This is a genomic window from Leclercia sp. J807 (genome assembly GCF_009734465.1).
Classification (GTDB): Bacteria; Pseudomonadota; Gammaproteobacteria; order Enterobacterales; family Enterobacteriaceae; genus Enterobacter.
In genome coordinates, this window is sequence record NZ_CP046446.1 from 4,359,819 (window position 1) to 4,371,835 (window position 12,017).

General features: G+C 57.7%; 13 protein-coding genes. 5 read left to right on the forward strand and 8 right to left on the reverse strand.

Annotated elements, in window-relative coordinates:
• Positions 1-179: 179 nt before the first annotated feature.
• From ftsX to ftsY, 3 genes are read right to left on the reverse strand one after another with little or no spacing between them, the layout of a single operon-like run.
• Positions 180-1,238 carry a permease-like cell division protein FtsX gene (ftsX, locus tag GNG26_RS20740; protein ID WP_156239929.1) on the reverse strand — a complete coding sequence of 353 codons (1,059 nt, stop codon included), beginning with the start codon at positions 1,236-1,238 and terminating at the stop codon, positions 180-182.
• Entirely contained in the window at positions 1,231-1,896 is a 666-nt protein-coding gene (ftsE, locus tag GNG26_RS20745) for a cell division ATP-binding protein FtsE (RefSeq protein WP_103177363.1), read from the reverse strand. The genes ftsX and ftsE overlap by 8 nt, the downstream gene beginning before the upstream one ends.
• Positions 1,897-1,898: 2 nt before the next feature.
• Entirely contained in the window at positions 1,899-3,395 is a 1,497-nt protein-coding gene (ftsY, locus tag GNG26_RS20750; RefSeq protein ID WP_156239931.1) for a signal recognition particle-docking protein FtsY, read from the reverse strand.
• Positions 3,396-3,532: 137 nt separating this feature from the next.
• Here ftsY and rsmD point away from each other — a divergent pair, with 137 nt between their 5' ends.
• Complete coding sequence (gene rsmD, locus GNG26_RS20755; RefSeq protein ID WP_103824761.1) at positions 3,533-4,135, forward strand: 16S rRNA (guanine(966)-N(2))-methyltransferase; 603 nt, start codon at positions 3,533-3,535, stop codon at positions 4,133-4,135.
• Complete coding sequence (locus GNG26_RS20760) at positions 4,119-4,400, forward strand: DUF1145 family protein (RefSeq protein ID WP_103824760.1); 282 nt, start codon at positions 4,119-4,121, stop codon at positions 4,398-4,400. Before rsmD ends, GNG26_RS20760 begins: the two co-directional genes overlap by 17 nt.
• A gap of 59 nt (positions 4,401-4,459) precedes the next feature.
• On the opposite strand, the gene GNG26_RS20765 is transcribed toward GNG26_RS20760, so the two are convergent.
• Positions 4,460-4,819 carry a DUF2500 domain-containing protein gene (locus tag GNG26_RS20765; RefSeq protein ID WP_156239933.1) on the reverse strand — a complete coding sequence of 120 codons (360 nt, stop codon included), beginning with the start codon at positions 4,817-4,819 and terminating at the stop codon, positions 4,460-4,462.
• 127 nt (positions 4,820-4,946) lie between these two features.
• Here GNG26_RS20765 and GNG26_RS20770 point away from each other — a divergent pair, with 127 nt between their 5' ends.
• Entirely contained in the window at positions 4,947-5,573 is a 627-nt protein-coding gene (locus GNG26_RS20770; RefSeq protein ID WP_103177368.1) for a lysoplasmalogenase, read from the forward strand.
• A 72-nt stretch (positions 5,574-5,645) separates the two neighbouring features.
• Complete coding sequence (gene zntA / locus GNG26_RS20775; RefSeq protein WP_156239934.1) at positions 5,646-7,832, forward strand: Zn(II)/Cd(II)/Pb(II) translocating P-type ATPase ZntA; 2,187 nt, start codon at positions 5,646-5,648, stop codon at positions 7,830-7,832.
• A gap of 80 nt (positions 7,833-7,912) precedes the next feature.
• Here the strand turns inward: zntA and GNG26_RS20780 are convergent, their stop codons facing one another.
• The 4 genes from GNG26_RS20780 to tusA all read right to left on the reverse strand — a co-directional run bounded on the left by GNG26_RS20780 (position 7,913) and on the right by tusA (position 11,173).
• The gene (locus GNG26_RS20780; protein ID WP_103824758.1) at positions 7,913-9,199 is read right to left on the reverse strand and encodes a TRAP transporter large permease; all 1,287 of its coding nucleotides are present in this window, start codon (positions 9,197-9,199) and stop codon (positions 7,913-7,915) included.
• A 10-nt stretch (positions 9,200-9,209) separates the two neighbouring features.
• On the reverse strand, positions 9,210-9,719 hold the full coding sequence (locus GNG26_RS20785) for a TRAP transporter small permease (RefSeq protein WP_103824757.1): 510 nt from the start codon (positions 9,717-9,719) through the stop codon (positions 9,210-9,212).
• A gap of 12 nt (positions 9,720-9,731) precedes the next feature.
• Complete coding sequence (locus tag GNG26_RS20790; protein ID WP_103824756.1) at positions 9,732-10,703, reverse strand: TRAP transporter substrate-binding protein; 972 nt, start codon at positions 10,701-10,703, stop codon at positions 9,732-9,734.
• Between the two features lie 227 nt (positions 10,704-10,930).
• Positions 10,931-11,173 (reverse strand): sulfurtransferase TusA, encoded by a 243-nt coding sequence (gene tusA / locus GNG26_RS20795; RefSeq protein WP_156239936.1) that lies wholly within the window; start codon positions 11,171-11,173, stop codon positions 10,931-10,933.
• A gap of 167 nt (positions 11,174-11,340) precedes the next feature.
• On the opposite strand from tusA, the gene GNG26_RS20800 reads away from it, so the two are divergent.
• A complete protein-coding gene (locus GNG26_RS20800) occupies positions 11,341-12,006 on the forward strand; it encodes a 7-cyano-7-deazaguanine/7-aminomethyl-7-deazaguanine transporter (protein WP_114385585.1) in 666 nt (221 codons plus the stop codon).
• Positions 12,007-12,017: the final 11 nt, after the last annotated feature.

Sequence of the window (12,017 nt, forward strand, 5' to 3'; positions counted from 1 at the left end):
ACGAGAATATCACTCACTCTTTTATCAGACAGTGATTTTATCCACAAGTTCCGAGTGAAACTGTGAATAAATTACGCACAAAATGTGACATGAAGATGATGATGCGGGTCAGAGTCAGCGAAAGGCTCTTTCCCTGCACGGTGATTCTCAATGCAGGGAAAGATTATACCAGAGATTTTTTAGTCAGGGGTAAAGTGACGTAAATGTTGCACGGTTGCTAACCAGGCCGCTATCCAGCCGATCATCGAGCAAACCAGCAGCAATAACAGGCACTCGTCGAAGGATAAACCACTGATATTAAACTTAGTTCCAAAAACCTGCGCCACTTCGGTTACCGCGGCGGAAAGTCGCATCACCAAAATTTCTGACAAAATCAGTGAAAGAAATGCGCCGGCAAAACCGAGCAGTGCGCCGCCATACAGGAACGGACGCAGGATGAAACCATCGGTAGCGCCGATCAGCTTCTGCACGTTAATAGTGTCGCGACGGGCAAAGATGCTCAGGCGCACGCTGTTGCCGATAACGAGGAACACCGCCGCTACCATGAGCACGCCGATCATCGCCGCAACGCGCCCGACCAGGCCCGTCAGCGCGGTGAGACGGGCGAACCAGCTGTCGTCCATCCGCACCTCATCAATGCCGTGAATGCGGGAGACGCGATCGCGCAGGGTGTTCAGCGACTCGGTGCCCTGGAAATCCAGTTTTGGGATCACCACCGCCACCGCTGGCAGAGGGTTCTCTTCCAGCATATCCAGCGCGCCGCCAAATCCGGACCAGTTACGGAACTCGCCCAGCGCGTCTTCCCGCGACAGGTAGTTCACCTTCTCAACCCCCTGCTCGGCCTGTAGCTGACCCACCACCTGGGCAGCGGCGTTATCGTCGAGGGATTTATCGAGATAAACGGTGATCTGCGGAGAAGGATAGTACTGCGACGCCGCCTGATTAACGTTTTTGTAGACCATGTAGCAGACGCTGGGCAGAGTCAGAGAGATGGCGATAACCATGACCGTCAGGAAGGTGGCAAACGGTTTGCTTTTTAGATCCTGCAGCGCGCCCTGGAAGGCGTAACGCACCTGCTCGTTAAACACGTTGGTTTTGCGCGAGTTGGGTCTTGGCGCGGATTTGCTGCGCTTCGGCGCATTGCGGTTGCCGTCCCCCGGGCCGCCTGCCGATTTACGGAAACGGTCAAGTTTGCTGCCAAACTGCCGCATCTGGTTCATTGCGTCACGCTTATTCACCGAGGCCTCCGTGCAAATGACCGTCGCTGAGCGTCAGCATGCGGTACGAACGACGAGCAATCAGCCCCATGTCGTGCGTCGCCATCAGTACTGTCACCCCCACGCGGTTAAATTCCTCAAACAGACGCAGGATCCCTTCGGAAAGGGCGTCGTCCAGGTTACCGGTCGGTTCATCCGCCAGCAGCACCGCCGGTTTGTTCACCACCGCGCGGGCAATGCCCACGCGCTGCTGTTCACCGCCGGAGAGCTGGATAGGGAAGTTCTTCGCTTTGTCCAGCAGCCCGACCTTATCCAGCGCCGCCGACACGCGACGACGAATATCATCCCCGCTGGCGCCCGCGATAATCAGCGGGATCGCCACGTTGTCGAATACGGTGCGGTCCATCAGCAGATGGTGATCCTGGAAAATCATGCCGATCTGCCGACGCAGAAACGGCACTTCGCGGTTTTTCAGGCGGCTGATGTCGTGGCCGCTGAACCAGATTTTCCCGGCGCTTGGCCGTTCGATCCCACAGATAAGCTTGAGCAGGGTACTTTTCCCCGCGCCGGAGTGGCCGGTCAGAAATGCCATCTCGCCCGGCTGCAGGTGGAATGTCACTCCCTGCAGCGCTTGTCTCCCACCGAGATAGGCCTTGCTGACGTGTTCAAAGCGAATCATTGTTAATCCTCTCGGGCAAAAAGTGCCTCAATAAAGTCGCCCGATTTAAACGGACGTAAATCTTCGATACGTTCGCCAACACCAATGTAGCGGATAGGAATACCAAATTGATCCGCTACCGAGAAGATCACCCCGCCTTTCGCGGTGCCATCCAGCTTGGTCAGCGTGATCCCGGTCAGCCCTACCGCTTCATGGAACAGCTTCGCCTGACTGATGGCGTTCTGTCCGGTGCTGGCATCAATAGTCAGCATAATTTCATGCGGTGCATCTTCGTCCAGCTTTTTCATCACGCGGACGATCTTCTTCAGCTCTTCCATCAGGTGCGATTTATTCTGCAGACGCCCTGCGGTATCGGCAATCAGGACATCAATATTGCGCGCTTTCGCCGCCTGAATCGCATCGAAAATCACCGATGCGGAGTCTGCGCCAGTGTGCTGGGCAATCACCGGAATATTGTTGCGCTGGCCCCACACCTGCAGCTGCTCAACGGCGGCGGCACGGAAGGTATCCCCCGCAGCCAGCATCACCGATTTACCCTGCTGTTCAAACTGACGCGCCAGCTTGCCGATGGTGGTGGTTTTACCCACGCCGTTTACGCCAACCATCAGAATAACAAATGGCATTTTGCCTTCAATATTAAGCGGTTCGTCAACTTTTGCGAGGATTTCACCCATCTCTTCTTTCAGCAGGCCGTAGAGCGCTTCGGCGTCGCGCAACTGTTTACGGCTGGCGCTCTCCGTCAGGCTGCTGATGATTTTGCGGGTGGTTTCCACGCCAACGTCGGCAATCAGGAGCTGTTCTTCCAGCTCTTCAAAGAGATCATCGTCGATTTTTTTACCGCGGAACAGACTGATAAATCCGGAACCGAGGTTCTCTTTGGTTTTAATCAGGCTGCGTTTCAGGCGCGCGAAGAAACCTTCTTTGGTCGGTTTTTCCTGCTCCTGAACAATCTCTTCAACCGGCTCGTTCTCGTCGGCGACCGGGACAACCATCACCGCCTCTTCTGCCGCCTCAGCCGCCAGCGTCTGCGCTTCGAGCTCTTCGTCGCTGATCGTCTCTTCTTCGGTTTCTGGCAGATACTCTTCCGGGATCGCCTCTTTACTCTCTTCAGCGATCTCTTCCGGCAGCGGTAATTCTTCATGCTCGACAGCCTGCGGTGGGAGCTCCTCCGTGACCGGCTCGACAATCTCCTCGACCGCGACAGGTTCTGGCTCAACGGCGACAGGCTCCAGTTCAACCGGCTGCGGTTTTTCGCGCTCCTGAACCTGCTCCGTGACCTCAACCACCTCTTCAGCAAAGGCTTCGGTCTCTTGCGGGCTGTGGGTGCGCGTTTCTGCTTCTACGTCAGCGACGGTTTCAACAGGGGTTTCAGGCTGCGGCTGTTCAACCGCTGCGGGCTGTTCTGCGCTCTGTTGTTCTTCGTTCTGCTGCTCGGTTTCCTGCTCTTTTTGACCAAATCCCAGCCAGGAAAAGAAGCCACGTTTTTTCTCTTTTGCCATCTGCGACTACACCCCTCGCGGTTAATTACTGGCGCTATATACATGGAAGCTAAAAAAATGATGAAATAGTTTATCACTTAACTTAACGCACATCACCGCCTGCAAACGCAGGCCGTACGAGTGACCTGAGCAACAATATGAAGAAACCCAACCGTGCTGCCGCGGGCCAAATTCGCATTATCGGCGGCCAGTGGCGTGGCCGTAAACTTCCCGTCCCGGACAGCCCCGGCCTGCGCCCGACCACCGACCGCGTCCGTGAGACGCTGTTTAACTGGCTGGCACCTTCAATGGTAGATGCCCGATGCCTGGACTGCTTCGCCGGAAGCGGCGCGCTCGGCCTTGAAGCCCTTTCACGCTACGCCGCCAGCACCACGCTGCTGGAGATGGATCGCAGTGTCGCCCAGCAGTTACAGCAAAACCTGGTGACGCTGAAAGCGGCGCACGCCCGCGTCGTTAACACCAATACCCTCGCGTTTCTGGCCCAGGCGGGCACCCCGCACGATGTAGTATTTGTCGATCCGCCGTTTCGCAAAGGACTGCTGGAAGAGACGCTGACGCTGCTGGAAAACAACGGCTGGCTGGCGGATGATGCGCTAATCTACGTCGAGAGCGAGGTAGAAAACGGTTTACCGCCGGTGCCCGCCCACTGGGATCTGCACCGGGAGAAAGTGGCCGGACAGGTCGCCTATCGTCTTTATCACCGTCAATCACAAGGAGAGACTGATGCCGGTACTGATTAATCTGGGTCGTTTGCTGATGCTGGGGGTCTGGGCATTTTTGCTCCTCAACCTCGTCCACCCGTTCCCACGCCCGATGAACATTTTTGTTAACGTGGCGCTGATTTTTACCTCGTTTATGCATGCCCTGCAGATGGTGATGCTGAAAAACGGCTTACCGAAAGACGGTCCGCAGATGACCGGCTGGCAGCAGGCCCGCGTCTTTATCTTCGGCGTGTTTGAGCTGCTGGTGTGGATGAAGAAGTTTAAGGCGCAGGTGAAGAAGTAACCTGCGGCCTTCTGCCCGGTGGCGCTGCGCTTACCGGGCCAACAGTTCGTGCGGGCTGGCTACGGCGCCGGATCAAACCCCTCAAACCGTGACCCCTTATAACGCAACGTTCCTTTATCCCCCACCGTCAGCTGATGGTACTGCTTCTCGTCGAGGCGAAAGGTCATCTCCAGACCGCCGCTTTCCGGCTTAAAGCTCGCTTCATAGCGTATGCTGGTGCCAGCAGGCGTAACCTGCTGCTGACGCGAGCGCCGGTCGTTGAGCGCTTTTTCCCGTTTATTGCTCACCACCACCCGCTTTTGCAGCAGCGGCGCGGCGTCGTTATCGGCCTTTTCCCGACGCTGCTGCACAAAGCGAAATGACGCGGCAACGACGATAATTGCCAGAACGATAATAAAAAAGAGCGGCATCTTGCTCATTAGACAATCCTTAAGACCAGGCTGAAATCAGGATAGCGTGCCACGCTGTGCATTGCTATTGGCCCGTCTGCACCACTACACTGAAGTGAAACTGTTTATTCAACAATAACAGATACAGGGACTTAATATGCTTTGGTCATTTATCGCTGTCTGTTTCTCCGCATGGCTATATGTCGATGCGTCCTACCGCGGCCCTGCCTGGCAGCGCTGGCTGTTTAAACCCGTCACCTTACTGCTCCTGTTACTGCTGGCCTGGCAGGCGCCAATGTTTAATGCTATCAGCTACCTGGTGCTCGCCGGGCTCTGCGCGTCGCTAGTGGGCGATGCCCTGACCCTGCTGCCGCGCCAGCGCCTGCTCTATGCCGTGGGGGCGTTCTTCTTATCGCATCTGCTCTATACCATCTATTTTGCCAGCCAGATGACGCTCTCCTTCTTCTGGCCGCTGCCGCTGGCGCTGCTGGTCGTTGGCGCGGTGCTGATCGCGGTGGTCTGGACGCGTCTGGAGGAGATGCGCTGGCCAATTTGTACATTTATCGCCATGACGCTGGTGATGGTGTGGCTGGCGGGCGAGCTGTGGTTCTTCCGTCCGACGGCACCTGCCCTGTCCGCCTTCGTGGGGGCCACGCTACTGCTGCTGAGCAATATTGTCTGGCTGGGTAGCCATTACCGTCGCCGTTTCCGCGCCGATAATGCCATCGCCGCCGCCTGCTATTTTGCCGGGCACTTCCTGATCGTGCGTTCGCTCTATATTTAACGCTTGACTCTGGAGTCGACTCCAGAGTGTATGCTGCGGTTAATGAGAAAATTATCATTGCCGGAGAGTGCCATGTCGACTCCAGAAACACCGAAAAAAGTGCCGCAGTTCGCGGCGCTTAAACTCGCCCCCCTTCCCGCAAAAGAGGCCTGCTGTAGCGCAGATCACCCTCCATCGCAGGCCGAAACCGTGCTGCCTGTCGAGGGCGAGCGTTACAGCTGGGTGGTCAACGGCATGGACTGCGCCGCCTGCGCGCGCAAAGTGGAAAACGCCGTTCGCCAGGTGGCGGGGGTGAACCATGTCCAGGTGCTGTTCGCCACGCAAAAGCTGCTGGTTGATGCCGCAAGCGACGTCAGCGGCCAGGTCGAGGCCGCAGTGGTAAAGGCGGGCTACACGCTGCGCAATGAAAACGCGCCGGTCGAAAAATCCTCCATGCTGCGCGAAAACCTCCCGCTCCTCACACTGATAGTGTTGATGGCCCTGAGCTGGGGTCTGGCGCAGTTTAACCCTCCCCTCGGCAATATCGCCTTTATCGCCACCACGCTGGTCGGGCTCTGGCCGGTGGCCCGTCAGGCGCTGCGTCTGATGAAAAGCGGCAGCGGGTTCGCCATTGAGACGCTGATGAGCGTGGCCGCCATCGGGGCGCTTTTTATCGGTGCCACGGCGGAAGCGGCGATGGTGCTGCTGCTGTTTTTAATCGGCGAACGGCTGGAGGGCTGGGCGGCGAGCCGGGCGCGCAAAGGGGTGAGCGCGCTGATGGCGCTGAAACCGGAAACCGCCACGCAGATAATCAACGGCGAGCGCAAAACCGTGCCCATTGCCGGGCTGCGCCCGGGGGATGTGATCGAAGTCGCCGCCGGGGGCCGTCTGCCTGCCGACGGGACGCTGCTCACCGCCGCCGCCAGCTTTGACGAAAGCGCCCTCACCGGCGAGTCCATCCCGGTCGATCGCACCGCGGGCGAAAAAGTGCCGGCGGGAGCCACCAGCGTCGATCGTCTGGTCGAGCTGACGGTGCTGTCGGAGCCGGGCGAGAGCGCCATCGACCGCATCCTGAAGCTGATCGAAGAGGCGGAAGCGCGCCGCGCCCCGGTGGAGCGCTTTATCGACCGCTTCAGCCGCCTCTATACCCCGGTGATAATGCTCATCGCCCTGCTGGTTGCCGTAGTGCCACCGCTGCTGTTCAGCGCGCCCTGGGAGGGTTGGATCTACAAGGGGCTGACCCTGCTGCTGATTGGCTGTCCGTGCGCGCTGGTGATCTCGACGCCTGCGGCGATCACCTCCGGGCTGGCAGCCGCGGCGCGACGTGGCGCGTTGATTAAGGGTGGGGCAGCGCTGGAGCAGCTGGCGCAGATGCAGCAGGTGGCCTTCGATAAAACCGGTACCCTGACGGTTGGCAAGCCTCAGGTGAGGGGCATTTATCCGCTCGACAACGGCGAAAACGACCTGCTGGCGCTGGCGGCGGCGGTGGAGCAGGGTTCCACCCACCCGCTGGCACAGGCGATTGTGCGTGAAGCAAAAGCCCGCGGGCTGACGATTGCGGCGGCGGCCGCGCAGCGGGCGCTGATGGGCTCCGGGATTGAAGCCGAGGTCGCGGGCAGTAAAGTGCTGATTTGCGCCGCGGATAAATTCCCTGCCCCGCACCTGGCGGCGCAAATCACTACCCTGGAGCAGGCCGGACAGACGGTGGTGATGGTGATCCAGGACGGTGCGGCCAAGGGGCTTATTACGCTGCGCGACACCCTGCGGGATGATGCGAAAGAGGCCGTGCAGGCCCTGCATCAGCTGGGGATCAAGGGCGTGATTCTCACCGGGGATAACCCGCGCGCCGCCGCGGCCATTGCTAGCGAACTGGGGCTGGATTTTCGGGCGGGGCTGCTGCCCGCCGATAAAGTGCAGGCGGTGACGGCGCTGAATGACACCGCGCCGCTGGCGATGGTAGGAGACGGTATTAACGACGCCCCGGCGATGAAGGCGGCAACCCTTGGCATTGCAATGGGCAGCGGCACCGATGTGGCGCTGGAGACCGCCGACGCGGCCCTCACCCACAACCGCCTGACTGGGCTGGCGCAGATGATAAGCCTCGCGCGCGCTACCCACGCCAATATCCGGCAGAACATTACTATCGCGCTGGGGTTGAAGGGAATTTTCCTGGTGACAACCCTGCTGGGCATGACGGGATTATGGCTGGCGGTGCTGGCGGATACCGGGGCGACGGTGCTGGTGACGGCCAACGCGCTACGGTTATTGCGTCGTCGATAAAAAAAGCCCGGTGGCGGCTGCGCCTTACCGGGCCTACGATTTTCCAGGGCGGGCAAGCGCAGCGCCGCCCGGCACAACAGCTATTGCATACCCAACATGTGCGGCAACCACAGCGAAATCGCCGGAATGTATGTCACCATTCCGAGCACCACCAGCAGCATGCCGTAAAACGGCAGCATCTCCTTCACTACGGCTTCGATCTTCTGCTTGCTCACCGCACTGGCGACAAACAGCACCGATCCTACCGGCGGGGTAATCAGGCCGATCCCGAGGTTAACCATCATGATCATGCCGAAATGCACCGGATCGATGCCCAGGGCGTTAGTCACCGGCAGCAGGACCGGCGTCAGGATCAGGATGATCGGCGCCATGTCCATCAGGGTGCCAATCAGCAGCAGCATGATGTTGAGGTACATCAGAATGACGTACTTGTTATCCGAGAGCGAGGTGAAGAACTCGGTGATGCGCATCGGCAGCTGCATGTAGGTCATCACCGCACCAAAGGCCGCGGCAAAGCCGATCAGGATCATCACGATGGTGACCGTTTTGACCGTGCGGCACATCAGTTTCGGCAGCTCGTTCCACTTGTAGTCGCGGTAGATAAACATGGTGACAAAGAACGCCCACAGGCAGGCAACCGCCGCCGATTCCGTCGCGGTAAAGATCCCCGATAAAATGCCGCCGAGAATGATCACTACCGTCATCAGCCCCCACAGGGCATCGAAGAAGATCTTCAGCGCCTGCTTAAAGGGGATTCTCTCCCCTTTCGGATAGCCGCGCTTATGGGCAAAGCCCAGGCACAGCACCATCAGACATAAACCCAGCAGCAGTCCCGGCAGCACCCCGGCGATAAACAGCGTGGCAATCGACACCGTACCGCCTGCCGCCAGGGAGTAGATCACCGAGTTATGGCTGGGTGGAATCAGAATCGCCTGCACCGAGCCGCTGGCGGTGACCGCCGCCGCGTATTCACGCGGATAGCCCTTCTTCTCCATCTCCGGGATCATTACGGTCCCGATGGAGGCGGTATCCGCCACCGAGGAGCCGGAAATGGCGCCGAAAAAGGTCGAGGCGACGATATTCACCAGCGACAGCCCACCGCGAATAAAGCCGACAAAGATATAGGCGAAGTTAACCAGCCGCCGGGCAATGCCGCCTTCCGCCATGATCGCCCCCGCGAGGATAAAGAACGGGATCGCCAGCAGGGTAAATTTGTTCACCCCGCTGGTAATTTGGATCATTAATGCTTCAAGCGGCAGGTCAATCCACAGCGCGCCAGCCACGGCGCTTAAGCCGACGGCAAAGGCCACCGGCATCCCCAGCGCCAGCAAAATGGCGAGGGTGAATAACAAAACAAATGCATCCATTGTTCACCCCTTAACTGTGGTTGCCGATCAGTACGACCGGGCGGTTTTCCTGAGAGCCAAACAGCAGGCGCTCAAGCACAAACAGGATCAAAATCGCCGACCCGACCGGCAGCGGCAGATAACTTTCGCCGGAGGTCATAATCGGAAACTCTGCGACCGGCTGGTCCCAGAGCTCAATGCACAGCAGGTAGCTGTACCAGAACATGATGCCGGAGATGACCAGCATCAGCAGATCTACCACCCGTGCACAGATCGTCTTCAGTGAGTCTGGTAGTCTGTCGGTAAGCATATTCACCGCAATGTGCGATCCGGCGCGGTAGCTCACCGCCGCGCCGACAAAGGTGAAGGTCACCATGCAGATAATGGCAACCGGCTCCGGCCATGACTCACCGCGGTTGAGTACGTAGCGCGAAAAGATGCCAATCGGGATAACGATAGTCATCACCAGCAGCGACAGCCCGGCAACGGCCATCGCTAGCAGGTAAAGACGGTCCATCCATTTCAGGTAGAGTTCGGACATAAATACTCCGGCTTACTTAACGTCAGCGATGGCTTTCATCAGATCCTGATGTTTTTCACCATACTGGGCGCGCACCGGCTCGGTCGCTTTGACGAACACCGCCTTATCGATGTCGTGGAACTGCACGCCACCCGCCTTCATCTTCGCCAGCGCTTCGTCATTGTAGGCCTGCCACAGCTTACGCTGTTCCATCTGCGCTTCACGGGCCAGGGTCTTAATTTTTTCCTGCTCGTCGGCGCTCAGCTTGTCCCACTTCACTTTGGAGTAGAGCAGCATTTCCGGGGTGATAAAGTGGCCGCTCAGGGTGTAATTTTTGGCCACCGGCATGTAGTTGTGGGCGATAAAGGTGGGTGGGTTATTCTCTGCGCCGTCGATAACGCCGGTCTGCATGCCGCTGTAGACCTCGCTTACCCCCATCGCCACTGAGTTGGCGCCCATATCTTTCAACGTGGCCAGCGCTACCGGGCTGCCCTGAACGCGGATTTTCTTACCTTTCAAATCTTCCGGTTTAACAATCGGATCTTTGGTGATCAGGTTACGGGTGCCGGAGTCCATCCAGCCGAGGAAGACCAGCTTCGATTTCGGGTTCGCCGTGAGTTTTTCGCCGATCTGCTTACCAATGTCGCCGTCGATCACCTTGTGCATGTGGTCTTCATCACGGAAAACATACGGCAGGGTAAAGACTTCGATATCCGGCAGGATGGCCGCAACCGGCGCCATGGAGACGCGGATCATATCGATAGCGCCCATCTGCGCCTGCTCAATCATCTGCTTTTCATCACCCAGTACGCCGCCCGGAAAGACTTTGATCTCCAGCTTGCCGTCGGTTTGTTGTTTAAGTTTTTCACCCATATGCTGCACCGCCACCACGTTCGGGTAGCCTTCAGGATGCACATCAGCAGCTTTGATGGTTTGAGCAGAGACAGAGGCAGCAAAAGCAGACAGACACAGAGCGGCCAGCAACGGCTTGATGGTCGTTTTCATTGAGTCAACTCCAGGGTAGTGAGGGTGAGTATCGGAACGTTGTTTTAGTTTTAACGTCTAGAAACTAGCCTACTGCCTGAAAAGCGTAGGTGAAGCGCCTCACAAAAAGCGCTAAAAATTGAAATGGCGGTTCAGAATTGTGCGGAATGTCATGCCGGGTGGCGGCAAAGCCTGACCCGGCCTACCTGTAGGCCCATGCAAGCGAAGCGCCGCCGGGCAAAATGGCATTAGCCTTTGCGGATAAGATAGCGGTACGGCAGCGTGTCGGTCTCTTGCGCCAGCAGCTCGTGTTCCATAAAGGTACAAAAGCCGGGAATGTCGCGGGTGGTGGCCGGATCGTCGGCAATAATTAACAGCGTTTCGCCGGTTTGCATCGTGCGCACGGTTTTGCGCACCATCATAACGGGTTCCGGGCAGCGCAGGCCCAGGGCGTCAAGAGTATGGTCTGGGCTGGAAAACAGATCGGTCATCGTCGTCTCGTTCAGATAAAAAACGGCAGTAGTTTACGCCCCAGGCCGGGCAAAGCAAACCAAGTTAACGATTGCGTAAAAATTAGCCGTTGCAAAGCGCAATGAAAGCAGTATGATGCGGCCGGTTTATTGGGTTCCCTCACCCCAACTTCTAAAAAGGTCACAATATGACGCAGTTCTCTCAATCGCAGCGCGTGAAAGCGTTGTTCTGGCTTTCGCTTTTCCATCTGCTGGTGATCACCTCCAGTAACTACCTGGTACAGCTGCCGATCTCCATTTTTGGTTTTCATACCACCTGGGGCGCGTTCAGTTTCCCGTTTATCTTCCTTGCGACCGATCTTACCGTTCGTATCTTTGGCGCCCCGCTGGCCCGACGCATTATTTTTGCCGTCATGCTTCCGGCGCTGTTTGTGTCGTACGCGATCTCCTCGCTTTTTTATATGGGAAGCTGGCAGGGCTTTGAGGCGCTGACGCACTTCAACCTGTTTGTCGCCCGTATCGCCGCCGCCAGCTTTATGGCCTATGCGCTGGGGCAGATCCTTGACGTGCATGTCTTTAACCGCCTGCGCCAGAACCATCTCTGGTGGATGGCGCCGACCGCCTCCACGCTGTTTGGCAACGTCAGCGATACGCTGGCCTTTTTCTTTATCGCCTTCTGGCGCAGCCCGGATGCGTTTATGGCTGAACACTGGATGGAAATTGCCCTCGTGGATTACGCCTTCAAGGTACTTATCAGCCTGGTCTTCTTCCTGCCGATGTACGGCGTACTGCTGAATATGTTGCTGAAAAGATTCGAGGATAAATCTGAAATTTCAGCATTACGGGCAGGTTAAAGGTTCCCCTG